General features: G+C 70.6%; 19 protein-coding genes. 8 read left to right on the forward strand and 11 right to left on the reverse strand.

Going from position 1 to position 23,320, the window contains the following annotated elements; genetic code table 11:
• Window positions 1-104: 104 nt before the first annotated feature.
• Window positions 105-1,544 carry a glutamine synthetase family protein gene (locus tag D7X55_RS00670; protein ID WP_121721888.1) on the forward strand — a complete coding sequence of 480 codons (1,440 nt, stop codon included), beginning with the start codon at window positions 105-107 and terminating at the stop codon, window positions 1,542-1,544.
• Here D7X55_RS00670 and D7X55_RS00675 read toward each other — a convergent pair.
• Window positions 1,541-2,389, reverse strand: a complete 849-nt coding sequence (locus D7X55_RS00675; protein WP_120546050.1) for a DUF1206 domain-containing protein — start codon at window positions 2,387-2,389, stop codon at window positions 1,541-1,543. The two genes, D7X55_RS00670 and D7X55_RS00675, sit on opposite strands and share 4 nt — an antisense overlap.
• A gap of 128 nt (window positions 2,390-2,517) precedes the next feature.
• Window positions 2,518-3,324 carry a S9 family peptidase gene (locus tag D7X55_RS00680; protein WP_120546051.1) on the reverse strand — a complete coding sequence of 269 codons (807 nt, stop codon included), beginning with the start codon at window positions 3,322-3,324 and terminating at the stop codon, window positions 2,518-2,520.
• Between the two features lie 89 nt (window positions 3,325-3,413).
• On the opposite strand from D7X55_RS00680, the gene D7X55_RS00685 reads away from it, so the two are divergent.
• Entirely contained in the window at window positions 3,414-6,869 is a 3,456-nt protein-coding gene (locus D7X55_RS00685) for a serine/threonine-protein kinase (protein ID WP_233609432.1), read from the forward strand.
• Window positions 6,870-6,954: 85 nt separating this feature from the next.
• Here D7X55_RS00685 and D7X55_RS00690 read toward each other — a convergent pair whose 3' ends face one another.
• Entirely contained in the window at window positions 6,955-7,857 is a 903-nt protein-coding gene (locus D7X55_RS00690) for an SDR family oxidoreductase (protein ID WP_120546052.1), read from the reverse strand.
• Window positions 7,858-7,938: 81 nt separating this feature from the next.
• Here D7X55_RS00690 and D7X55_RS00695 point away from each other — a divergent pair, with 81 nt between their 5' ends.
• A complete protein-coding gene (locus D7X55_RS00695; RefSeq protein WP_121721889.1) occupies window positions 7,939-8,568 on the forward strand; it encodes a TetR family transcriptional regulator in 630 nt (209 codons plus the stop codon).
• A gap of 15 nt (window positions 8,569-8,583) precedes the next feature.
• Here D7X55_RS00695 and D7X55_RS00700 read toward each other — a convergent pair whose 3' ends face one another.
• Entirely contained in the window at window positions 8,584-9,087 is a 504-nt protein-coding gene (locus tag D7X55_RS00700) for a hypothetical protein (RefSeq protein WP_147442594.1), read from the reverse strand.
• A 67-nt stretch (window positions 9,088-9,154) separates the two neighbouring features.
• On the reverse strand, window positions 9,155-10,753 hold the full coding sequence (locus D7X55_RS00705) for a sigma 54-interacting transcriptional regulator (protein ID WP_121721890.1): 1,599 nt from the start codon (window positions 10,751-10,753) through the stop codon (window positions 9,155-9,157).
• A gap of 177 nt (window positions 10,754-10,930) precedes the next feature.
• Here D7X55_RS00705 and D7X55_RS00710 point away from each other — a divergent pair, with 177 nt between their 5' ends.
• Window positions 10,931-11,542, forward strand: a complete 612-nt coding sequence (locus D7X55_RS00710) for a DUF2378 family protein (RefSeq protein WP_120546056.1) — start codon at window positions 10,931-10,933, stop codon at window positions 11,540-11,542.
• 20 nt (window positions 11,543-11,562) lie between these two features.
• Window positions 11,563-11,964 carry a TonB family protein gene (locus D7X55_RS00715; RefSeq protein WP_120546057.1) on the forward strand — a complete coding sequence of 134 codons (402 nt, stop codon included), beginning with the start codon at window positions 11,563-11,565 and terminating at the stop codon, window positions 11,962-11,964.
• Here D7X55_RS00715 and D7X55_RS00720 read toward each other — a convergent pair.
• The gene (locus D7X55_RS00720; protein ID WP_121721891.1) at window positions 11,951-12,964 is read right to left on the reverse strand and encodes an NAD(P)-dependent alcohol dehydrogenase; all 1,014 of its coding nucleotides are present in this window, start codon (window positions 12,962-12,964) and stop codon (window positions 11,951-11,953) included. The two genes, D7X55_RS00715 and D7X55_RS00720, sit on opposite strands and share 14 nt — an antisense overlap.
• Before the next feature lie 98 nt (window positions 12,965-13,062).
• On the opposite strand from D7X55_RS00720, the gene D7X55_RS00725 reads away from it, so the two are divergent.
• On the forward strand, window positions 13,063-14,541 hold the full coding sequence (locus D7X55_RS00725) for a S28 family serine protease (RefSeq protein WP_121721892.1): 1,479 nt from the start codon (window positions 13,063-13,065) through the stop codon (window positions 14,539-14,541).
• Between the two features lie 116 nt (window positions 14,542-14,657).
• Here D7X55_RS00725 and D7X55_RS00730 read toward each other — a convergent pair whose 3' ends face one another.
• The 4 genes from D7X55_RS00730 to D7X55_RS00745 form a co-directional block, all read right to left on the reverse strand.
• Complete coding sequence (locus tag D7X55_RS00730) at window positions 14,658-15,119, reverse strand: DoxX family membrane protein (RefSeq protein WP_120546060.1); 462 nt, start codon at window positions 15,117-15,119, stop codon at window positions 14,658-14,660.
• Between the two features lie 214 nt (window positions 15,120-15,333).
• Complete coding sequence (poxB, locus tag D7X55_RS00735; RefSeq protein WP_121721893.1) at window positions 15,334-17,070, reverse strand: ubiquinone-dependent pyruvate dehydrogenase; 1,737 nt, start codon at window positions 17,068-17,070, stop codon at window positions 15,334-15,336.
• Between the two features lie 130 nt (window positions 17,071-17,200).
• Window positions 17,201-17,455, reverse strand: coding sequence for a zinc-binding dehydrogenase (locus D7X55_RS00740; RefSeq protein ID WP_255424939.1), 255 nt, complete (start codon window positions 17,453-17,455; stop codon window positions 17,201-17,203).
• A 100-nt stretch (window positions 17,456-17,555) separates the two neighbouring features.
• Window positions 17,556-18,212: a hemolysin III family protein gene (locus D7X55_RS00745; RefSeq protein ID WP_233609435.1), complete on the reverse strand. Its 657-nt coding sequence runs from the start codon at window positions 18,210-18,212 to the stop codon at window positions 17,556-17,558.
• A gap of 128 nt (window positions 18,213-18,340) precedes the next feature.
• On the opposite strand from D7X55_RS00745, the gene D7X55_RS00750 reads away from it, so the two are divergent.
• Complete coding sequence (locus D7X55_RS00750) at window positions 18,341-18,982, forward strand: TetR/AcrR family transcriptional regulator (protein ID WP_167510812.1); 642 nt, start codon at window positions 18,341-18,343, stop codon at window positions 18,980-18,982.
• 121 nt (window positions 18,983-19,103) lie between these two features.
• Here D7X55_RS00750 and D7X55_RS00755 read toward each other — a convergent pair whose 3' ends face one another.
• Window positions 19,104-21,017, reverse strand: coding sequence for a propionate--CoA ligase (locus D7X55_RS00755; RefSeq protein ID WP_121721894.1), 1,914 nt, complete (start codon window positions 21,015-21,017; stop codon window positions 19,104-19,106).
• 427 nt (window positions 21,018-21,444) lie between these two features.
• On the opposite strand from D7X55_RS00755, the gene D7X55_RS00760 reads away from it, so the two are divergent.
• On the forward strand, window positions 21,445-23,307 hold the full coding sequence (locus tag D7X55_RS00760; RefSeq protein WP_121721895.1) for a hypothetical protein: 1,863 nt from the start codon (window positions 21,445-21,447) through the stop codon (window positions 23,305-23,307).
• Window positions 23,308-23,320 lie beyond the last annotated feature (13 nt).

Raw genomic sequence — 23,320 nt, forward strand, 5'->3', positions numbered from 1 at the left:
GAAATTAGGCTTGATTTCGCGTGGCGGAATGTAAATACCTGCGCCCGTGCATTTGATGTCTCCGCCGGTATTCCGGAACCGGGGACACGCCTGGAGGCAGGACCATGGAGCAGAAGCCGCTGCGGGACTTCCTGGAGATTCCCTACGACGAGCTGGAGGAGCTCAACCTCCGGGTGAAGGAACAGCGCCTCCGCCGCGAGTCGCCGGACAAGATCCGCGAGGAGCGGATCAAGTACCTGACGGACGAGAAGCGCATCAAGGCCGTCACCGTGTGCTTCACGGACCTCGAAGGCCGGCTGCACATGCTGGACTACGACAAGAAGTTCCTCCTCAAGAGCGCGGACAACCTCACCTTCGACGGCTCCTCCATCCGCGGCTTCTCCGCGCAGGCGGAGAGCGACCTGCGCCTGAACGTGGACTGGAGCGCGTTCTACTGGCTGCCCTCGGACATCTTCGGCCCCGGCAAGGTGCTGGCGTTCTGCGAGGTGCTGGAGCGCGACGGCACGCCGTACCACTCGGACATGCGCGGGCAGCTCAAGCGCGCCACGGAGGCGCTGTTCCAGAAGGACGGCACCGTGTTCCACGCGGCGCCGGAAATCGAAGGCTTCCTCTTCAAGAACCGTGACGCCGAGCGCCACTACCACGAAGAGGGCAAGTTCGAGTTCATCTCCATCGGCGGCTACTACCACGCGCTGCCGGGCGACGGGCTGCGCACCTTCATCGACAAGGCCGCGGAAGCGCAGCGCGCCATGGGCTTCCAGAACGAGAAGGACCACCCGGAGGTGGCGCCCTCCCAGTTCGAGATGAACTTCTCGTACAGCGAGGCGCTGGTCGCCGCCGACCAGATCCAGCTCTACAAGCTGCTGTGCCGCCAGGTCGCCGCGCAGCAGGGGCTGACGGCCAGCTTCCTGCCCAAGCCCGTCACGGGCGTGAATGGCAATGGCATGCACATCAACATGTCGCTGTCGAAGAACAACAAGAACCTGTTCTACGACAAGGGCGGCCAGGACGGCCTGTCGGCCATGGGCTGGGAGTTCATCGACCGCATCCTGAACAACGCGAATGACATCTGCCTGGTGCTCAACTCCAGCGTGAACGCGTACCGCCGCCTGGATCCGCACTACGAGGCGCCCAACCAGATCAAGGCCTCCGCGAACAACCGCGGCGCCATGGTGCGCATCCCGTTCGGCAACGAGCGCAGCGCGCGCGTCGAGTGCCGCTCCGTGGCGCCGGACGCGAACCCGTACATGGTGCTCTTCACGCTCCTGAAGACCGGCCTGGAGGGCCCGCAGCCGCAGGAGGACGCGGAGACCAAGCGCAGCCGCACGCGCTTCCTGCCGGACAACATCTACGACGCGGTGCGCTTCTTCAAGGGCAGCCAGTTCGTCGCGCAGGCGCTGGGTGAGCAGGTGCAGGGCAAGTACGCGGAGCTGAAGATTGCCGCCGCGGACCGCTGCCCCAAGCAGCTGGGCACCCGCGTGAAGGAGTCAGAGATCCAGTTCCACCACGAGGTGACCAACCAGTACCTCTGGAACCTCTTCTAGAGCTGGCGGTAGCGCGCCTGGAGGAACAGGTAGGCGGCGTAGGCCACCAGGCCCGCCGCCACCACTCCCAGGAGCACGTCGCCCGCGGGTTGGCGGGCGACGACGGCCAGGGCCTCTCCCAGGCCCTTGGCCTCACCGGGGTTCGCGTCCACGCCCGCGAGCACCAGGAACCCGCCGATGACGGTGAACACCACGCCTCGCGCGGCGATGCCGAACTGGCAGACGCGCTCGATGCGGTGCTGATGCGCCGCCGCCAGGCCCGTGAGCGAGAGCTTCTCCCGGAACTTCGCCTTCCACGCCGTGTGGAACTGCTTCAGCGCGAAGCCGATGATGCCCAGCCCCACCAGCACCACCAGGACGCGGCCGAAGGGCTGCTCCATCAGCGTCGCCGTCCACCCCTGGGTGCCCTTGCCCTTGCCCTGTGACGCGCCCACCACGGTCTTCACGGCGAACAGCGCCAGCGAGCCGTAGATGACGCCGCTGATGAAGTACATGGCGCGCGCGGCGAGGCCCTTCGCGTCCGAGCCCTTGTCCTCCGTGTCCGCGAACGCCTGCGCGAAGCGCCAGATGACGTACCCCACCAGGCCCACCGCCAGCAGCGACAGCAGCGCGATGCCGAAGGGCCCGTGCGCTACGGTGGCGACAGCGCCGTGGCTGTCGGTGGCGCGTCCGCCCTCGCCCGCCGCGAGCTTCAGCGCGAGCACGCCGATGATGGCGTACACGCAGCCCTTCGCCGCGTAGCCCATGCGGCCCAGCTTCTTCGCCCACGGGTGGTTCGCGGCATCCTTGGCGCCCCGAGACAGCCGCTCCATCCCCGGCCCACGCATCACGTCCATCGTCGCCATGCGGTCTCCCTCCTCCCGGTCTTCGGACCGAAGGACAGGGTGCGCATTCCACGGCGCGGGCGGGCACCGGGCGCTCCTCCCGGTTCCCCGTCCGGCCGGGGAACGGAGGGCCCGGCCGGCTGGCTGCTTCAGCGCAGGTTCTTCACGGCCTGGACCACGCGGGGCCACTCCTTGGAGCGCGGGTCGATGAGCTCGAAGTGGCCCGCGCCCTTCAGAGGCACGAGGTGCACCGGGTCCTTCTGCTGGACGCCCCGGGCGTGGAAGCCCTCGCTGACCTTCAGGGGGACGGTGTCGTCCTCGGTGCCGTGGAGGAGGACCTGCGGCAGCTTCAGCGGCTGGAGCGCGGCGGGGGACGCCACGGCGTAGCGCTCTGGCACTTCCTCCGGGGTGCCGCCCATGAAGGTCTTCACGATGCCCTTGCCCAGGTCCAGCGCCGCGCCCTGCGCGAGGTCCAGCACGCCGGCCAGGGACACGACGCCCTTCAGCTTCAGCGGGGCGTCGCGGTACAGCGCCTGCTTCGGCGTGAGGCGGTGGCGCGCGGCCAGCCACATGGCCAGGTGTCCGCCCGCGGAGTGGCCCATGGCCACCACGTTGGAGAGGTCCAGCCCCAGCGACGGGGCCGCGCTCATCAGGTGGTCCGCCGCGGAGGCCACGTCCTCCAGCGTGCCGGGGAAGCCGCCGCCGTCCTGGCCCACGCGCCGGTACTCCACGCTCCACGTCGCGAAGCCGCGCTTCGTCAGGTCCGCGCACAGGTGGCCCGCGTGCTCCAGGCCGTACTCGGCGCGCCAGAAGCCGCCGTGGACGAAGAGGACCACGGGGTGCGGGCCCTTGCCCTTGGGCTTGCGCAGCTCGGTGAACTGCTGCGGGGCTTCGCCATAGGCGATGCGCGCGTCCGGCGGAGGCTGCGGCGTTTCCAGGACCCACATGGAGCTCATGCCGCGCATCTTGGGAACGCGCGGCCGGACACCGCAAGCCGCGCCGCGCCGCCGTGCGCGGGGGATGGGCGCTCCGGTACGCTCCCGGCGTGCTTGAAGCGAATGAAGCGGAGCTGCGCCTGGCCCTCGCCGAGGGGCTGCTCTCCCGCGAGGACGTGGACGCCCTGCGCGAAGAGGCGGCGCGGCGCGGCGTCTCTCCCCTGCAGCTGCTCGTGGAGCGCGGGCGGCTCACCGGCGATTCGCTCGTGTCACTGCGCCGGAACCTGGCCCTGGCCCCTCCTCCGGGCACCGCCGACGACACGCTGCCCCCGGGCGCGGCCCCAGGCTCCGGGGTGGACGGTCCCGCGTTTCCGGTGCCGCACTGGACGCTCTACCGGCCCATCCGCTTCCTGGGCCAGGGCGGCATGGGCCGCGTCTTCCTGGCGCGGGACCTGCGGCTGCACCGTGACGTGGCGTTGAAGTTCGTGCGCGACGAGGACCCGGAGCTGTCCCGCCGCTTCATCTCCGAGGCCCGCGCCCAGGCCCGCGTGGACCACGAGCGCGTCTGCCGCGTGTACGAGGTCGGCGAGGTCCAGGGCCGCGCGTACATCGCCATGCAGTACATCGCGGGGGCACCGCTGCACACGCTCGCCGGGACGCTGTCCGTGGAGCAGAAGGCGCTGGTGCTCCGGGACGCCACGCTGGGTGTGCACGCGGCCCATCTGGCGGGGCTGGTGCACCGGGACCTCAAGCCCTCCAACATCCTCTTGGAGCGCGGCGAGGACGGCGCCCTGCGCCCCTACGTCATGGACTTCGGCCTGGCGCGCGACTGGACCCGCGACGATGGCGCCACCGCGACGGGCACCGTGCTGGGCACGCCCCAGTACATGTCCCCGGAGCAGGCCCGGGGTGAGGTCACCCGGTTGGACCGGCGCGCGGACGTCTACAGCCTGGGCGCCACGCTGTACCACCTGCTCACCGGCCAACCCCCTGTCACCGGTGCCAATGGATTGGAGGTGCTGGGCCGCATCGCCACCCAGGAGCCTCGCCGTCCCCGGGAGCTGGACGCGGGGATTCCCGCGGACCTGGAGGCCATCGTCCTCCAGTGCCTGGAGAAGGACCGCTCGCGGCGCTACGGCTCCGCGCGAGCATTGGCGGATGACCTCACGCGGTTCCTCGAAGGGGACCGGGTCCTCGCGCGCACGGGCCCCGCGTACCGGGTGCGCAAGTGGGTGGCCCGTCACCGGGTGGCCGTCGTCGTCGCGGGCATCACCGGGCTCGCCGTGGCAGGGACCGTGGGTCAGGGCGTGGTGGCCCAACGGGAGGTGTCGCGCCGCGAGGCCCTGACCCGGCGCTTCACCGAAGGCGTCGAGCGCATCGAGGCCCAGGCGCGTTACTCCGGCCAGGCGCCCCTGCACGACACGCGGCCAGACCGTGAAGAGATGCGCGCCCGCATGCGCGACATTGAAGCGTCCATGCGCGACGCCGGTCCCGTCGCGGAAGCTCCGGGTCATTACGCATTGGGACGCGGGTTCCTCGCGCTGGGGGACGAGGAGGCCGCGCTCACGCACCTGGAGGCCGCCTGGGCCAAGGGCTTCCGGGAGCCCCGCGTGGCGTATGCGCTCGCGCTCGTGCTTGGCCACCGCTACCAGCGCGAGCGGCTGGAGGCGGACCGCATCCCGGACGCCGCGAGCCGCGAGGCGAAGCGGCGTGAAGCCTGGACGCACTCCCGGGACCCGGCGCTGGCCTTCCTGGAGCAGGGCCGGAGCGCGGAGGTCGCCGCGCCGGAATATGCGGAGGCCCTGCGCGCCTTCCACCAGGACCGCTTCGACGACGCGCTGAGGTCGCTGGACGCGCTGGGCACACGGCTGCCTTGGTTCCACGAAGCGCCGCTGCTCCGGGGGGACGTGTTGCTCGCTCGCGCCATGCGCCATGCCCTGGCGAGTGAACGCGACGCGGCCCGGGACGACCTGGAGGCCGGACGCCGGGCCTATGAAGCCGCGGCGGACATGGGCCGCAGCGTGTCCGCCGTGCACCGGGCCCGCGCGGAGCTGGAGCAGGAGGCGCTGCTGCTGGAGCTGTCCGGCAAGGGCGACGTGCTGCCCGCGTACACACGCGGCATGGAAGCCGTGTCACGCGCACGCACGGCGGCTCCGGATGAAGCGGACACCTGGATGCTGGAGGCCCGGCTGCACCGGCGCTTCGCCCAGGCGAGCCTCAGCGGTGGAGGCGACATGGAGCCGCTCCTCACGCGAGCGCTCCACGCGGCGAAGGAGGCGCTGCGGCTTGCTCCCGGGAAGGTGGAGGCGCGCCACACGCTGGCGATGGTCTGGTGGCAGTGGGCCCGCTACCGGCAGGACCGGAACGAGGATCCGCGCGAACAACTCCAGGCCGCCGTCGCCGCCTTCGACGCCATCCCCGAGGCCGCGCGCGACCACGACTTCCACCTGGACCTGGGGCTCGTCTTCAAGGTGTGGGCGGATTCAGAGGACGGACGCGGTGGGGACTCGCTGCCCTTCCGGCAGAAGGCCATCGAGTCCTACCGGCAGGCGCTGGCGCTGGACGCGAAGCGGCCGGATGCGTGGATCAACCTGGGCACGGCCTACGTGAACCGCGCCGACCATCCGCGCGCGCCGTCGAAGGACGCGGACCTGGAGGAGGCGCGGACGGCGCTGGAGCGCGCGAGCACGCTCGACCCGGGCCACGTCGTCGCGTGGTTCTACCTGGCGGAGGTGCATCGCGCGCTCGCCTTGCGCCTGCGGGACCATGGGGGTGACGCAGGGCCAGGACTTGCCCGCGCGCTGGAGTCCTACCGCCGGGGCATCGCCATCAACGCGAAGCTGCCGCCGCTCCAGAACGGCGTGGGCACCGTCCTGCTCGACCAGGCCCGCGAGGCGTGGGACCGGGGGGAATCACCGGAGCCGCTGTTGGCCCTGGCGGAGCAGGCCTTCCAGCAGGCCATCGCCATCGCGCCCAAGGTGGGCTTCGCGCACAACAACCTGGGAGAGGTGCGCATGTGGCGCGCGACCTGGCGCCTGCTGCGCGACCAGGATCCCACCGGAAGCGCGAAGGAGGCCCAGGCCGAACTTCAGCAGGCCACCACGTTGCTGCCCGGGCTCGCGGAGCCGTGGGCCAACCTGGGCCAGGTGCACCACACCGTGGCCGCGTATGCGCTGAAGCACGGGAAGGACCCGAGTCCTTCGCTCACGCAGGCCACGGAGGCCCTGGAACGAGCGCTGAAGCTCAACCCGTCGCTGCCGCAGGCCTGGCGCTGGCGCGGCGAAGTGAGGGCACTCCGGGCCCGGCAAGACGCGTCCTTCCAGGCCGCGGCAAGCGACTTCCAGAAGGCACTGGAGCTGGATCCGGAGAACCTGGAGCCGCGCCTGGCCTACGGCGCGTTCCTTCGCGAATGGGGCGCGGCTGTCGCCGGCCCGGACGCACGCGCCCACCTCCAGCAGGGACTGTCACTGACCGAGGCCGTGCTCACCGCGCGTCCCCGGTGGAAGGACGCGAGCCTGTTGCGCGAGGACCTGCGGCGAGCACTCGCGAAGCTGCCACCGGAGTGAGGGCAGGCCCGCACCTGTCCGGCTGCCGGACAGGTTTCGTGCGGGTCGCCTCGGACGGGCAGCCCCTACGTCCGCTCCGTCGCGCTCACAGGACCGTGCCGGCGTCCGGCGCGAAGTAGTGCCCGTCTTCCAGGTCCGCCAGGAGCCCGGGCCCCTCGGGCTTCCAGCCGAGCAGCTCACGGGTGCGGGCGCTCGACGCGGGCGCATCCAGCGCGAAGAGCGGCCCCAGGAAGCCGAGGAACCCGTCCGCCTCCGCTGGCGTCTTCGATGCGACCGGCACTCCCAACCGGCGGCCGATGACGCTCGCGATGTCCCGGGCGGGCACGCCTTCGTCCGCGACGGCGTGGAGCCTCGAGCCCGCGGGGGCCCGCTCCAACGCGAGCCGGAAGAGCCGGGCCGCGTCGGACCGGTGCACCCCCGGCCAACGATTCGTCCCCTCCCCCACGTAGGCGGCCACGCCCGTCCGCCGCGCGGACGCGATGAGGTGCGGCACGAAGCCGTGGTCGCCCTTGCCATGGACCGTCGGCGACAACCGCACGATGGACGTGCGCACGCCCCGCCCGGCCAGCGCGAGCATCATCGACTCCGATGCGCCGCGCCCGGACGGAGCCGCCGCGTCGGTCTCCATGGCGATGCGTCCTGGCGCCAGGAACAGCAGCCCCGCCGCGATGACGAAGGGCCGCTGGGAGCCCTCCAGCGCCTGGCCCATGGCTTCAATCGCTCGCGCGTCGGCACGCACCGAGTCCTCGAAGCGGGAGAAGTCGTGGATGAACGCCAGGTGGATGACCCCGTCCGCCTTCGCCGCACCCGCGCGCAGGCTGTCCGGGTCGTCCAACGAACCCCGATGCACCTCGGCCCCCGCCGCCTCCAGGGCCCGGGCTGAAGCGTCCGAGCGGGCAAGCCCCACCACCTGATGCCCCGCCCCCAACAGTTCCGGAACCACCGCCGAGCCAATGAAGCCAGAAGCACCGGTCACGAATACGCGCATGGAAAAGCCCCTTGATGTCAGCTGCTGACATCAGGCATAACAAGTGATGTCAGTGACTGCAATCAGGTTAGACTCCAGCGCATGGGACGCTGGGAACCCAACGCACGAGACCGGCTTGCACAGGCCGCGATGACCCTGTTCCAGGAGAACGGGTACGACCGGACGACGGTGGAGGAGATCGCCGCGCGCGCGGGGCTCACGGAGCGGACCTTCTTCCGCTACTTCGCGGACAAGAAGGAGGTCCTGTTCGGGGGCTCGGAAGCGCTCCATGAGCGCATCGTCACCTGCATCGCGGACGCGCCCCCGGGGACCGCGCCGCTCGACGCGGTCGCCGCCGCCCTGGAGTCGATGACTCCCTTCTTCAAGGACCGCCGTGACCACGCGCGGGCGAGACAGTCGCTCCTCGCCGTGCACGCGGAGCTGCGGGAGCGCGAGCTGATCAAGCTGGCCTCGCTCGCCTCGGCCTCCGCGGCCGCCCTGCGAAAGCGCGGCGTCACCGAGCCCGCGGCGAGCCTGGCCGGCGAGGCGGGCATCGCCGTCTTCAAGGTCGCGTTCGAGCGCTGGCTCGAGGACCCCAAGGCGCAGGACCTCTCACGGCACCTCCAGCTTGGACTCGATGAGCTCCGGGCCGTCACCGCGAGGACCGGCCCCGAGGCCCCGGCCGAGCCGCCACGCAAGCCCGCGAAGACCGCCAGGGCTCGCAAGCCCTGACGGGTGGCCCGCGCGTCAGACCCCTCCTCCGCTGGTGACCTCCAGCTTGCCGTTGATGGTCTCCCGGATGCTCTGGGCATCAGCGCAGTGGGAGCAGCCGCCGTCACTCGTCGTCGGGCAGGACCAGAGCGCCGTTTCATCCTTGCTCTTATCCGTGGCGAGCAGCGTCCACGAGGCGGTCCCACACGCGGCCACCGTCAGGGGGTTCTGCGAACCGCTCGCGAGCAGCCCCGCGTCAGCCACGACGATGCACCGGTCCTGATTCACCTGGGACACGAATTGCACCGTCTGCCCGGCCCCCACCTTCACGTCCGTGGTGCTGAAGTGCACCTTGTTGGCCGGGCTGGCGGTGATGAATACCTGGACGTCGGTGTCGAGGCGTGTCGGCTCCTGATTGCAGGGGGACACCGGCCCATCGTCGGACAGCGCGGCTTCGGAAGGAGTGGAACGGGCAGCACCGCGGGCACAGGCCAGCAGCAGTCCGGAGATGCACAGGGACAAGAGAACGCGGCTTCGCATGGGGAACCCTCCAGGGGGATGAGGACGGACGACGCGACTCAGCAGCAAGCGTGCCACGCACGCAGGCTCACGTCCCTTTCGCCACCAGCCCCAGCTCCTTCAACCGCCGCCCCAGCGCGCGCTTCGACACCTCCAGCGTGCGCGCCATCGCGTCCAGGTCGCCGCCGCAGGCCTCGAAGCAGCGGGTGATTTCGTCCGCGCCCAGGTCCCCGGCGGTGCGCAGGTTCGGGCTGCGCTCGATGAGGTCGTAGACGGACGGGCGCGGAATGCCCAGCGCGTCCGCCGTGGCCTTCAGGTCCCATGCGTTCGCGCGCAGCGCGGTCAGCAGCTCCGCCTCCGTCACCTGCGAGGCCTTGCGCCGGGGCACCGCCGCTTCCGGAGCCGCTTCTGCTCGAACCGGAGCCACGGCGGACACTGACACTCCCAGCAGCTCATCCAGCTGAGAGTCCGCCTGCAGCCGCGCCTGCCCCCGGCTCCCAATCACGAGCTGCCGCGTGAGGTTGCGCAGCTGCCGGATGTTGCCCGGCCACGCCGAGCGCACCAGCCGTGACGCCAGCGGCGCGGGCAGCCACGGCTCCGCGTGCGGATCCTCCGAGTCCAGCCGCGACGCCTCGCCCAGCGCCGCCAGCTCCTCGCGCGCGAAGTGGAAGAAGAGCCGGCCCACGTCCTCGCGCCGCTCGCGCAGCGCGGGCACGCGCAGGTCGTAGCCCGCCAGCCGGTGCAGCAGCGGCGCCTTGAAGCGCCCGTCGCGGATCTGCTCCTCCAGGTGCGCGTCCGTCGCGGCGATGAGCCGCACGTCCACCTTCACCGGCTGGCTGGCGCCCACGGGGTACAGCTCCCCCGTCTCCAGCACGCGCAGGAGCATCACCTGCACCTCCGGCGGCGCCTCGCCCACCTCGTCCAGGAACAGGGTGCCGCCGTGCGCGGCGCGGAAGAAGCCCTCGCGGTCCTGCGTGGCCCCGGAGTACGCGCCCTTGCGCGAACCGAACAGCTCCGCCGCCGCCAGCTCCTTGGGGATGGCGCCCAGGTTGACGCTGACGAAGCGCCCGGCCCCGCGCGGGGACAGCCGGTGGATGGCCTGCGCCACCAGCTCCTTGCCCGTGCCCGTCTCGCCCCGGATGAGCACCGACACGTCCAGGTCCGCCACCCGCGCGATGTGCCCGCGCAGCCGCCGCAGGCCCGCGCTCTCGCCCACCATGCCCAGCGTGTCCGCCGCGCCAGGGCCGTCCAGCTCCACCGAGTGCAGCAGCAGCACCACGCGGCCCGACAGCTCCAGCGCCACGCCGTCCTTCAGCTCCGGCGGCCCGAAGTCCCGGGCACCCTGGAGCGGGACGCCCGCCGCGACCACGTGCGTGCCGTCCTCCGGCACCGTCAGCCGCACGCCTCCGCCCGGCAGCGCGGAGAGTTCCAGCGGCTTGCGGCTCACGAACGGATCCGCCAGCGGCAGCCCCAGCGAGCTGCCCGGCGGAGCGAAGTCCGGGGCATTGCGGGACAGGGCCACCGGACGCCCCGCCACCAGCGCGTCCAGCAGCCGCCGGTCCCCCACGCGCCGGGGCACCGGATGGGACACCACCGTCAGCGCGGGCACGACCCGAGGAGCCCCGCGGGAGGCGCCTCGGTCCTGCATCGCGGCCGTGGAGATGTCGGCGAGAGGGTCGTGCGGCATGGCCCACGACCCTACCGCACCCGCTCCCGCGCCCCTCTTCGACGCGTCGAGCCGCGTCGGCCGACCCGCCGGACCGCGTGCCGCACTGCGTTTTCGGACACTTTCGCGCGGACTTCTTGAGTCCTGGGAGTCCGCCGGGTTGAGGCCGCCCCGCCCACACGGGTAGCGTGGGAGGGCATGCCGACCCCCGAACGCCTCGTCTTCCAGCAGAGCTTCGAAGGGCTGATTCGCGCCCTGGGTGACCACCTGGACGAACCGTGCGCGCGGCGGCTGCGCGACGTCGGCATCGACCCGCGCGGGAAGCTGGCGGTGGCCTATCCCCTGGACGTGTGGGTGGGGTCGCTGAAGCTGGCGGCGTCCGTGCTCGCGCCCTCGGCCACGCTGGACGACGGCGCGGAGGTGGTGGGCCGGCGCTTCCTGGAGGGCTACGGGGCCACGCTCATCGGCAGCGCGCTCCTGGCCGGGGTGCGGCTGCTGGGCCCGCACCGGATGCTGGAGCGGATGACGCGCAACCTGCGCACGGGCACCAACTACCTGGAGGCGCGGCTGGAGCAGACGGGCCCCACGCGCTACGTGCTCACCTGCCGCCCGGTGGTGGTGGCCGGCTTCTACCGGGGCCTGTTCACCGCCGGCCTGGAGATGAGCGGCGCGCACGGCGCCTCCGTGGTGCTGATGCGCGCGGCGGGCGACGCGGCCGTGTACGACCTGTCCTGGCAGCCGGAGAAGGGCGCGGGCAAGCCGCCCGAAACGAAGCCCCTGCCGCCCCGCAGCCCCCAGCCGAGGAGCTGAGCGGGCCCTATATTCGGCCCATGCTCCGCTTCCCGAAAACCGCCGTGGTGGTGCTCGCGCTGGCCCTGTCTTCCGGGGCCCTGGCCGCGAGCGGCAGTCCTCAGCTGCAGACCTACTTCCAGGGCTCGGTGGACAGCCCCGCCTACCAGCAGCAGGCCTTCCAGCGCGTGGCGAAGGCCTGGAAGCAGCCGGGCCCCAAGGGCACGCCGGCCCTGGGCAAGAAGACCATCGTCCAGGCCGTGCTCGACAAGGACGGCAAGCTGGTCTCCAGCGCCGTCCTCACGGAGTCCGGCTCCAAGGCCTGGGACGCCGCCGCGCTGGCCGCGGTGAAGAAGGCAGCGCCCTTCCCGGCCCTGCCCAGGAGCACCACCACCGCCACGGTGGAGGCCCACTTCCACTTCGCGTGGGTCAGCTCACCTTGATGACAATCTTCCCGAAGTGCGCGCCCTGCTTCATGTGCTCGAAGGCGGCGCGCGCTTCCGGGAAGGGGAACACGCGGTCCACCACGGGGTGGAGGTCATTGAGCGTGAACGCGCGCGCCATCGCCTCGAAGGACTGACGGTGCCCCACGAACACGCCCTGCACGCGCAGGTTCTGCATCAGGATGGGGACCAGGGACACGGAGCCCGCGCCGCCGGACAGCACGCCGATGACGGACACGGTGCCGCCCACGCGCAGCGCCTTGAGTGACTTCTCGAACGTCCCCGAGCCGCCCACCTCCACCACGTGGTCCACGCCCACGCCGCCGGTGAGCGTGCGCGCCGCCTTCTCCCAGTCCGGCGTGGTGACGTAGTTGATGCCCTCCTGCGCGCCCAGCTTCAGGGCCCGCTCCAGCTTGTCGTCGCGGCTGGACGTGGCGATGACGTGCGCGCCGAACAGCCGGGCAATCTGCAGCGCGAAGATGGACACGCCGCCCGTGCCCTGCACGAGCACCGTGTCCCCGGCCTTGAGTGCTCCCTGGGTGACGAGCGCGCTCCACGCCGTCACCGCCGCGCACGGCAGCGTGGCGGCCTCCTCGTCGGTGAGGTACGCGGGCGTGGGCACCACGCCGTCCTCGTGCAGGAGCATCGTGTCCGCGAGCGCGCCGTCCAGCGGTCCGCCCAGCGTGGTGGCGGTGATGGCCTTCGTGGGCTCACCGGCCTGCCACCCTTGCGCGAACAGCGTCATCACCCGGTCTCCAATCTTCACGCGGGTGACGCCCGGACCCACCGCGTCCACCACGCCCGCGCCGTCCGAGTTGGGCACCAGCGGCAGCTTCTGGCGAGGGTTGTAGCGCCCCTCCACCATCATCAGGTCGCGCGAGTTGAGGCTCGTGGCCTTCACGCGCACGCGCACCTGGAAGGGTCCGGGCACGGGGTCCGGCCGCTCCGCGCGCACCAGGTTGTCCAGACCGAAGCTTCCGCGAATCTCATAGACGTTCATGGGGCCAGACCTTACGCCCGGCGCACCTGGGAAGTCCTTCGCTTGAAATACATGAACGGCATGTTCGTTCTGTCTTTCAAACAAGGAGGGCTTCACCCATGTCACGTTTCTTCGGTCGTCCCGCGGTGCTGGCGTGTGCGCTGGCATGGGGGCTCCAGGCCTGCGGCGGCAGTGAGCTGTCCAACGAGTCCGTTCCCCCGAGCGCGCCGGGCGTCCAGGCGCAATCCCAGACACAGGACGCGGCGCCGGACATCCTGGCGCGATTGCAGGCGATTCCCGGCCTCACGGTGGTGCAGGAGCGGCCCGCGCCGGCGCCGGGCGTGCGGTTCTTCGTGCTGAACCATGACCAGCCGGCGGACCACCTGAAGCCCAACGGCACGCGCTTCCAGCAGCGGATGACGCTGCTCTACCGGAGCGCGGAGCTGCCCATGGTGCTGGCCAGCACCGGCTACGGCATCAGCACGTCCCCGGCCCAGTTCGAGCCCACCTACCTGCTACAGAGCAACCAGCTGCTGGTGGAGCACCGCTTCTTCACGCCCTCCATCCCGCAGCCCGCGGACTGGAAGCTGCTCAGCATCGAACAGGCGGCGGCGGACCACCACCGCGTCGTCCAGGCCTTCAAGCCGCTCTTCCCGGGCAAGTGGATCAGCACCGGCGCCAGCAAGGGCGGCATGACGTCGCTCTACCACCGGGCCTTCTTCCCACGCGACGTGGACGCCACCGTGGCCTACGTGGCGCCCAACAGCCACGGCCCGCAGGACCCGCGCTACGTGCGGTTCCTGAGCAAGCTGGGTACGCCCGAGTGCCGTGAGCGCATCAAGACCTTCCAGCGCGAGGCGCTGGCGCGGCGCGCGGAGGTGGAGCCCCTGTTCCAGGCGACGGGCGCGGCGTATGGCCGGACCTACAATTTCCTGGGCGTGGACAAGGCGATGGAGTTCGTCACGGTCGAGCTGCCCTTCGCGTTCTGGCAGTACGGCGACGCGTCGTTGTGCGACGTGATTCCGCCGCCGGGGGGCCCCGCGCAGGCGCTGGTGGACTTCATGGATGAGGTCGTCGGCATCACGTACACGAGCGACGCCGACCTGGACTACTACGCGCCCTACGACTTCCAGGCGGCCACGCAGCTGGGCAGCTACGACTCCGACGAGAGCCACCTGCGCGGCGTGCAGCGCTATCCCGGGGGCTACACCCCGCGGGCGCTCGTGCCCTTCGACATGCGGCCGTATCCCTTCAACCCGTTCGCCATGCCGCTCGTGGAGGGCTGGGTGAAGGCGTTCGGCGAGCGCATCCTGCTCGTCTACGGAGAGAACGACCCCTGGTCCACGGGCGCGTTCAGCGTGAGCGCGCGCAATGACTCGTACCGGTTCTTCCAGCCGGGCGGCAACCACGGCTCCTACATCCAGGCGCTGCCGGAGGCGGATCAGGCCCTGGCGCTGGAGCGGCTGCGCACCTGGGCGGGGCTGCCCGCGGAGAGCGCCGGGGCCATGAGCCTGCGCGTCCAGAGCACGAAGGCCTCCACGGAGCTGCCGTTCACCACGGGCGTGGTGGACCGCCGCCGCGGCCCGCCGCGCGACTGAGCCTCACGCCCTTCCGGCCGTCACCTCGCGGGCCACGTCGAGGAAGGCGCGGAACGCGGGTGACACCTGGGCGCGGCTGGAGAAGGGCGACGTGAAGTACCGCTTCGTCATCGGCCTCAAGAGCCTGGGTTGACCTTCATCGCGAGCATCGGGCGGTACGCCGCCCGGTAGGACCAGGCCAGGAAGAGTTCCGCGACCAGGAGCATCACCGCCATGCCCAGGCCCGACGGCGCCAGGAAGGCGTGCGTCAGGAAGATGTTCACGATGACCGGCGCGATGAGCGCCAGCGCCAGCGGGACGAAGCGGTTGGCCAGCAGCAGCAGGCCCACCACCGTCTCCGTGCCCTTCACCAGCGCGAACAGGAAGCCCGTTGCCTTCATCGCGACGCCAAAGGCCACCGCCGGGTCCGCCGGGTCCAGGTCCTTGGGCATGGGAATGAACTCCAGGAAGCCGTTCAGGCCAAAGACGAAGAACACCAGTCCCATGAAGACGCGGGCCGCCGTCGGCGCGAAGCGGGCAAGTGACTTCTTCTTCGGGGTGGCCTCCACTGCGGTGGAGGAAGAGAGGGTGGCGTCCATGGCGTGCTCCGTTCAGTCGAAAATCGCGGGCCTTCTACCCCACGTCGAATCAGGCCCCTATGAATCGACAGGCCCCGCGCTTTTTAGCGGTGAGGCAGCCCGCCTACATGGCCGTACGCCCGGCCGCGCAGCCGCAGCACCTGGTACGTAGCGCCGCGGAAGGCTCCGCGGTCAGGTGGAGGGACATCACCCCCCTGGGAAGGCCAGGGGGTTTTCAGCGCCAGAGGTTGGTGCGCGCCAGCTCCAGCACCTCGGTGGTGCGGCCGTTGAGCAGGGCCTTGATGCCGAACAGGGTGAAGCCCGCGGCCATGGATGCGGTGATGCGGGGAGGCATCACCAGCTCCGCCTTGCTGACCACGGCGTCCACCAGCACGGGGCCCGGCGTCGCGAGCGCCAGCTGGACGGCCTCATCCACCTGCCCCGGGTCCTCCACGCGCAGGCCCTTGACGCCCACGGCCTCCGCCAGCGCGGCGAAGTTCGGGTTCTGGAGCGCCGTGCCCGTGTCGAGCATGCCGCCCACCTGCTGCTCCATGGCCACGAAGCCCAGCGAGCTGTTGTTGAACACCACGACCTTGATGGGCAGCCCCAGCTGCACCAGGCCGAGGAAGTCCCCCATCAACATCGTGAAGCCGCCGTCACCGGAGAAGGCGATGACCTGCCGTTCCGGGAAGGCCTTCTGCGCGCCAATGGCTTGCGCGAGCGCACTGGCCATGGAGCCGTGGTTGAAGGACCCCACCAGCCGCCGGCCGCCCCTCATGGTCGCGTAGCGCGCGGCCCACACCGTGGGCAGGCCCACGTCGCAGGTGAAGATGGCGTCGTCCGCCGCCTGGAGGTCGAACGCGCGGGCCACCTGCGGCGGGTGGATGGGCTTGCGGCCCACGGTGCCCTGCCCCAGCGAATCCAATTCCTCACGCGTCTTGCGGTAGTGCGCGAGCGCCTGCTCCAGGTGCTTCGCGTCGCGCTTCGGCTCGATGCGGGGCAGCAGCGCCTGGACGGTGGCGGACACGCTGCCCACCACGCCCAGGTCCACGCGCGTGCGCTTGCCGATGTTCTCCGCGCGCACGTCCACCTGGATGATGCGGGTGTCGGCGCTGTCTGGATAGAACTGCCGGTAGGGGAAGTCCGTGCCCAGCATCAGGAGCACGTCGCAGTCGATCATCGCCCAGTATCCGGACGCGTAGCCGATGAGCCCCGTGAGCCCGACGAAGTGGGGGTTGTCCTTCTCCAGGAACTCCTTGCCCCGGAGCGCGGAGACGACGGGCGCCTGGAGCCGCTTCGCCAGCTCCACCACCTGGGCGCTCGCGCCTTCGCAGCCCGCGCCGCACAGCAGCGTCACGCGTCCGCCGCGGTTGAGCAGCGCGGCCATCTGCTCCACCTGTTCGGAGGCGGGCATCAGCTGGGACGGGGAGGGGCGCAGCGACTCCGGCGTGGGGGCGCGCGCGTCCTCCGCCTTCTGCATGGCGATGTCGCCGGGGAGCACCACCACGGCCACGCCGCCCTTGCCCACCGCGTTGCGGACGGCGATCTCCGCCGTGCGCTGCATCTGGTTGGGGCCGGAGACCAGCTCGCAGTAGTGGCTGCATTCCTTGAAGAGGGACTCGGGGTGGGTCTCCTGGAAGTAGCCGGTGCCCAGCTCCATGGAGGGAATCTGCGCGGCGATGGCCAGCACCGGCGCCCGGCTGCGGTGGCAGTCATACAGGCCGTTGATGAGGTGCAGGTTGCCGGGGCCGCAGCTGCCCGCGCACACGGCGAGCTGCCCGGTGAGGTGCGCCTCCGCGCCCGCGGCGAAGGCGGCGGCCTCCTCGTTGCGCATGGGCACCCATTCGATGTCGCCGCGCCGGCGAAGCGATTCGGTGAGGGCGTTGAGGCTGTCACCCACCACGCCATAGATGCGCTTCACCCCCGCGAGCGCGAGGACCTCCACGAACTGGTCCGCCACCGTCTTCTTCATGCGCCATCGCTCCCTTCACCCGGGGCGAAGATGTGCACCGTCCCGCTGGCTCGCGACCGGCCGTGCAGGCAAGGGCCACCCCCGCCGGGTGGGTCATCCTCACGGCCACCCGAAGCCCCAGCGGGAGCGCTCAGGGAAAGCCGCTGAGGACGATCTTGCCCAGCGTGCGGCCCGTCTCCACCGCCGCGTGCGCGCGCCGGAGGTTCGCGGCCGTGAGCGGCCCGAAGTCCTGGGTCATCGTGGTCCGCAGCGTCCCCGCCTCCACCAGGTCCGCCACCGTGTCCAGCAGCCGCTGCTGGGAGAGCGGATCCGCGTCGTAGAGCGCGCGCGTGAACATCAGCTCCCAGTGCACGTGCAGCTCGGAGTCCGTGCCGGGCCTCGCGATGGAGCCCGCGTAGAAGACCTCATCGCCGGATTTCCGCCCATACGCACGAAAAGGGAACCGTGGCCCGGCACAAGACCTACGACGGCTAAAGAGCCGCGCCCTACCCCGCCGCGCGCACCATGCGCAGCACCAGCGCGAAGTGCAGCGCCGCGCCCACCAGCGTCATCGCGTGGAACACTTCGTGGTAGCCGAAGACGCCGGGCAGGGGGTTGGGCCGCTTGAAGGCATACGCGAGCGCCCCCAGCGTGTACGCCAGGCCTCCGGCGATGATGAGCACGGTCGCGGCCGGGCCCACCGCGCGGAAGACGTCGCCGAAGTACGGCATCATCGTCCACCCCACCCCGATGGCCAGCGCCGCCGTCACCCACTTGGGCGCGCCCACCCAGAACAGCGACTGCAGGATGCCCAGCAGCGCGCCTGCATAGAGCCACGCCATCAGCGGGTTGCCCACCTCGGGCGGCAACCCCAGCAGGATGACCGGCGTGTACGTCCCCGCGATGAGCAGGAAGATGGCCGCGTGGTCCGCCCGGCGCATCCACGCGCGGGCCTTCGGCGACCAGTTCACCCGGTGGTACGTCGCGCTGATGGTGAACAGCCCCACCAGGCTCAGCGCGTACAGCGCGGACGCCACCGCCGTGCGCTGCGTGGGCGCCATGGCCACCAGCACCACGCCCGCCCCCACCGCGAACGGCGCCGCCCACTGGTGCAGCACGCCCCGCAGCTTCGGCTTCTCCATGCCCGGCACCGCCGCGCTCATCCGCGCTCCACAGTGGACTCGACACATCTTGAAGCGAAGCATTTCATGACGGTGCCGGTTCCTGGTTGGACCTACGATACGGTAGGTTTCGGTCCAGTAAGTTACTGTTGGGTAGGTTCGAGGTCAACTTGAAGAAGAAACAGCGGCTCACGGGCGCGGAACGCCGGATCCAGTTGATGGAGATTGGCCGGTCGGTCTTCGCCTCGAAGGGCTACGAGGCGACCTCGATTGAAGAGGTTGCCCATCAGGCAGGCGTGTCCAAGCCCATTGTCTACGAACACTTCGGCGCGAAGGAGGGGCTGTACGCGGCCATCGTGGACCGGGAGCTGGAGGACCTGGTGACGCGCGTGTCCGCGAGCATCGCGCAGGGCACGCCCCGGCAGCGCTTCGAGGACGCGGTGCTGGCGTTCATGGCGTACGTGAAGGAGGAGCCGGCGGGCTTCGCGGTGCTCACGCGGGACTCGCCCACGGCGGCGGCGCGGCGTGGGCTGACGCGCGTCATCGACGACCTGGCCCAGCGCGTGAGCGACGTCTTCCGCAGCGAGTTCGAGCGCGCCGGCTACCCGCCCAAGGTGGCGCCCATCTACGCCAACGCGCTGGTGGGCATGGTGACGCAGGTGGGCCACTGGTGGGCCGCGGAGGGCAAGGCCTTCTCCACGGAGAACGTGGCCCGCCATGTCGCGGCGCTCGGATGGATGGGATTGAGGCACCTGCCCAGGGACCCGGCAGCACCCGGTGTGAAGCGCGAAGCGAAGCCGCGGAAGGGCTGAACCGCCCGCGGTGGCCGCTTCACGGGAACCCGGGTCTTCCCTGCGCATCCGTCACCCATCGTCGCAAGGCCGGCGCGGCCTCCACGGCCCTGGAGGCCGCGCCGGGTTTTTCCCTTCCGCTTCAAGCCTTCGAAGGCCGCGCCTTGAGCGCGGCCTGGATGCCCTCCAGCGCGCCGGGGTCCTCGATGGTGGTGAGGTCTCCCGGCTCGCGGTCCTCCGCCACGGCCTGGATGCTTCTGCGAAGCAGCTTCCCTGAGCGCGTCTTGGGCAGGTTCGCCACCACGTACACCGCCGCGGGGCGGGCCACGGCGCCCAGCGTCCGGCCCACCGTGTCCATCACCTCGCGTGAGAGCGCGTCCCGGTCCTCCTCGCGTTGCAGGCGCGCGGGGTCCCTGGGCACGGCGAAGGCCATCACCACCTGGCCCTTGAGTTCGTCCTTCACGCCCACCACCGCCACCTCCGCGATGGCCGGGTGGCCGCTGATGGCCTCTTCAATCTCACGCGTGCCCAGCCGGTGACCCGCCACGTTGATGACGTCGTCCGTGCGGCCCAGGATGAAGTAGTCCCCGTCCTCGTCGCGCGTGGCCCAGTCGAAGGTGTTGTAGAGGGGCGTGTCGAAGCTTTCGAAGTACGTGGACACGAAGCGCGCGTCGTCGCCCCACACCGTGGACAGGCAGCCCGGCGGCAGCGGCGGCTCAATCACCAGCACGCCCTTCTGGTTCGGCGCCGTGACCTCCTCGCCGCTCAGCCCGTCCACCAGCTTCACGCGGTAGCCGTAGATGGCCGCGCCCGGTGAGCCCAGCTTGCGCTTGCGCGGCTCCACGCCGGGGACGGGTCCCAGGATGGGCCAGCCCGTCTCCGTCTGCCAGTAGTTGTCCAGCACCTGCGTGGACGGCAGCGCGTCTGAAATCCACGCGTGCGTGGGCGCGTCCAGCGGCTCTCCCGCGAGGAACAGGTAGCGCAGGCTGGACGTGTCGTGGCGCTTCAGGAACGCCGCGTCCTGCTTCTTCAGGATGCGGATGGCGGTGGGCGACGTGAACATCACGCTCACCCGGTACTGCTCGATGAGCCTCCACCAGACGGCGGCATCCGGCCGGATGGGCAGCCCTTCGTAGAGCACCGTCGTCATGCCGTTCAGCAGCGGGCCATAGACGATGTACGAGTGCCCCACCACCCAGCCGATGTCGGAGGCGGTGAACATCACCTCGCCAGGCTGGCCCGTGTAGATGTGGCGCATGGACGCGGCCAGCGCCACCGCTTGGCCGCCCGTGTCGCGCTGGACGCCTTTCGGCTTCCCGGTGGTGCCGGACGTGTAGAGGATGTAGCTGGGCTCGGAGGACTCCAGCCACTCCACCGGCACCTGGGCCCCTTCGTGCTCGCGGCCCAGCGTGGCGAAGTCCACGTCGCGCCCCGGGGTGACGGGGCTGTTGGGGACGAGCCCCCGGTCCAGCACCAGCACGCGCGCGGGCGGATGCTTCGCGAGCGTGAGGGCCTCATCCACCAGCGGCTTGTAGGGGACGACGCGGCCCGCGCGCATGCCCGCGTCCGCCGTCACCAGCAGGACGGGCTTCGCGTCGTCGATGCGCATGGCCAGGCTGTGCGCCGCGAAGCCGCCGAACACCACGGAGTGGATGGCCCCCAGCCGCGTGCAGGCGAGCAGCACGAAGACGGCCTCGGGCACCATGGGCATGTAGATGATGACGCGGTCACCGCGCTTCACGCCCAGCGAGCGCAGCATGGCCGCCGTCCGGTTCACCTCCCCGTGCAGCCGCGCATAGGTGTACGTGCGGCGCTGGTCCGTTTCCGTGGACTCGAAGACGAGCGCCAGCTGCTCCGCGCGGGTGGCCAGGTGCCGGTCCACGGCGTTGTGGCACAGGTTGGTGCGCCCGCCGGCGAACCACTTCGCGAAGGGCGGCCGCGAGCCGTCCAGCACGGCGTCGAACGGCCGCTCCCAGTCGATGAGGCGCGCCTGCTCCGCCCAGAACGCCTCCGGCGCTTCAATGGAGCGGCGGTAGAAGTCCAGATAGCTGCCCATGCGGACGCTCCTGACGAAGGGGATGTCCCCGGACGATACCGAAAAGCCACGCGGAAATAACCGCGCTCCCCGGCGTAACCCCTTCAGACGTTGACTGAAGGAGCTCACACTCACGGGGCCGCTGGACGGACGATGATCACCGCCGCTTCCACCAGGCCCTCAACGCCGGCCCGCGCGAAGAGGTGGAGGCGATGGAGCGCAACCTGTCCCTGGCCATCAACAGCGGCCAGCTCCGGCCGGCGCTGGGCGAGTAGCGCGCGGCACGACGCAGGCGCGTCCAGTCAGCACGCAGTTTCGCGGGCGTGCGCGAGCCCTGGATGTGATCACGCGAGGTTGCGGTCTGGTCCTGGCCTTGCAGTTGGAGCAGGCGTGTCCGTGAAGCAGGTCCTGTTTCACGGCGCATGTCCCCCACCCGCCAGGTCCTGCCATGACGATCTCCACGACCCTCACCATCCAGAACAACTCCGGCTGCCCCATCGATAACCGGGGCACCCCGGACTACAAGGACGGCGCGCTCAGCGGATCCGCCCCCGCCACCAGCATCGCGGCGGGCTCCAGCACGACCTTCAAGATCGAGCAGAAGAACTCCGTCTCCCCAGGTCCTGAAGGCACGGTGACGTACACGCTGGAGACGGGGAACGAGCAGGTGCCCCTCTCCTTCTACTGGGACTTCGCCAGCGGCCCGGCGCACGAGGAGCACTACACCGCCACCACCAACTCCAGCCTCGCGCCGGTGGTCATCACCCAGACGGACAAGAGCGGAGACCACCACGCGACCACGTACCGGGTGGACTTCAAGCCGCGCGCGCCGCACGAGTGGGACCTGGTGTGGGCGCTGTCCGTGGGGCTCATCAACAAGCAGCTGCACGCGCTGCGCTACTACCAGCTCATCCCGTCCGCCTTCACGCAGGCCGCCAGCGGCGGCGCGCAGCTCAGCGTGACGGCCATGAACGACCCGGCCGTGTCGGTGCCCGACGACCAGACGACCCACCTGGACGTGCACCTGCCCTTCGCCACCGCGACCCTCCAGTACGTGGAAGGCGGCGCGACGAAGACGCAGGACCTGTCGGGGATGACGGTCATCGTGTCGCTGGACCTGTCGCAGGCGCAGGTGACGGACCCGAACACGCTGGCCGCCACGTCGGAGGCGAAGCAGCACATCCAGGGGCTCCAGTCGCTCAACTACTCCGTCTACCGCCTCTTCCTGGACCTGGCCAACCCGTCGCTGTTCCGCGCGCTCCAGGTGGTGAACGCGAGCAACCAGACCGTGGCGCTCAGCCAGGCCGCGCAGAGCGCGCTGCAGGCCACGCTGGCCGGCGTGGGCCACATGGACGTGGCGTACACGACGCAGGCGCCGGGCAAACCCGCGAGCATCGTCCCCACGTTCGCGAAGGAGCGCACGACCCGCTACGGCACCAACGGGAACTTCAGCACGCTCAACGTGTGCATGATGAGCCGGGGCCGGAAGGAGCCGGCGTGGAACTCGCGCTTCGGCTTCACCGCGCCGCTGGCCGCCACCACCAACCCGGACGGCAGCCCGGCGGAGGCCCGCGCGCGGCTGTTCCTCAGCCAGGACACGCTGGGCGAGGGCTACCTCAAGCCGACGGTGCTGCCCGCCATCCTGAGGGCCTCCGGCATCCCCGGCACCTCCACCCTCCGGCTGGCGCCGCTGACGTACCAGTGCGTCGGCACGAAGAACAACTCCAGCAAGAACGGCGGACGCGGCGAGTTCGTCCAGGTGAACAACGGCTTCGACCAGTACGTGGCCGGCACGGAGGGCATCGTCTTCACCGTCCAGCCCAACCTCACGCAGACGGACCGCTGCACGCTGTCGCTGTCGGGTCAGTTCCAGGTGAACATCGAGGTCAGCCAGTATCCGCTCGACTTCATCGGCCTGGGCATGAAGGACGTGCTGGGCAAGGCGACCTACCTCCAGCCCTGGACGGGCACCATCACCATCGCGGCCGGTAACGGCGGCAAGCTGGTGACGTCCGTGAGCATCGTGCTGGGCAAGGCCCCGGCGCCGGACGTGGACAAGACCCTGGATGGCTGGGTCTTCAACGCCATCAACAAGCTGTTCAACTGGTCCTCCACGTCGCCGCAGGACGAAATCACGCAGAAGGCGAATGACTTCGCCAACGCCCTGGCCGCGTCCTTCCGCGACAACGCCTCCATGTCGCTGGACGTCGAGGACTGCGTCGTGCTGCCCACGGGCTCCGCGCACGACTACAGCCAGTTCGTCTTCAACACGGAAGGCGCCGTCCAGGTGGACGTGTCGTTCCCCGGCTGAAGCGTCAATCCCT

Origin of the sequence: Corallococcus sp. AB049A (genome assembly GCF_003668885.1) — a bacterium.
GTDB lineage: Bacteria > Myxococcota > Myxococcia > Myxococcales > Myxococcaceae > Corallococcus > Corallococcus interemptor.

Bases quoted from the DNA above. Each gene is read 5' to 3' on its own strand.
- D7X55_RS00670 (WP_121721888.1), top strand. From the start codon at position 105: ATGGAGCAGAAGCCGCTGCGGGACTTCCTGGAGATTCCCTACGACGAG.
- D7X55_RS00675 (WP_120546050.1), bottom strand. From the start codon at position 2,389: ATGGCGACGATGGACGTGATGCGTGGGCCGGGGATGGAGCGGCTGTCT.
- D7X55_RS00680 (WP_120546051.1), bottom strand. From the start codon at position 3,324: ATGAGCTCCATGTGGGTCCTGGAAACGCCGCAGCCTCCGCCGGACGCG.
- D7X55_RS00690 (WP_120546052.1), bottom strand. From the start codon at position 7,857: ATGCGCGTATTCGTGACCGGTGCTTCTGGCTTCATTGGCTCGGCGGTG.
- D7X55_RS00695 (WP_121721889.1), top strand. From the start codon at position 7,939: ATGGGACGCTGGGAACCCAACGCACGAGACCGGCTTGCACAGGCCGCG.
- D7X55_RS00700 (WP_147442594.1), bottom strand. From the start codon at position 9,087: ATGCGAAGCCGCGTTCTCTTGTCCCTGTGCATCTCCGGACTGCTGCTG.
- D7X55_RS00705 (WP_121721890.1), bottom strand. From the start codon at position 10,753: ATGCCGCACGACCCTCTCGCCGACATCTCCACGGCCGCGATGCAGGAC.
- D7X55_RS00710 (WP_120546056.1), top strand. From the start codon at position 10,931: ATGCCGACCCCCGAACGCCTCGTCTTCCAGCAGAGCTTCGAAGGGCTG.
- D7X55_RS00715 (WP_120546057.1), top strand. From the start codon at position 11,563: ATGCTCCGCTTCCCGAAAACCGCCGTGGTGGTGCTCGCGCTGGCCCTG.
- D7X55_RS00720 (WP_121721891.1), bottom strand. From the start codon at position 12,964: ATGAACGTCTATGAGATTCGCGGAAGCTTCGGTCTGGACAACCTGGTG.
- D7X55_RS00725 (WP_121721892.1), top strand. From the start codon at position 13,063: ATGTCACGTTTCTTCGGTCGTCCCGCGGTGCTGGCGTGTGCGCTGGCA.
- D7X55_RS00730 (WP_120546060.1), bottom strand. From the start codon at position 15,119: ATGGACGCCACCCTCTCTTCCTCCACCGCAGTGGAGGCCACCCCGAAG.
- poxB (WP_121721893.1), bottom strand. From the start codon at position 17,070: ATGAAGAAGACGGTGGCGGACCAGTTCGTGGAGGTCCTCGCGCTCGCG.
- D7X55_RS00745 (WP_233609435.1), bottom strand. From the start codon at position 18,212: ATGAGCGCGGCGGTGCCGGGCATGGAGAAGCCGAAGCTGCGGGGCGTG.
- D7X55_RS00755 (WP_121721894.1), bottom strand. From the start codon at position 21,017: ATGGGCAGCTATCTGGACTTCTACCGCCGCTCCATTGAAGCGCCGGAG.
- D7X55_RS00760 (WP_121721895.1), top strand. From the start codon at position 21,445: ATGACGATCTCCACGACCCTCACCATCCAGAACAACTCCGGCTGCCCC.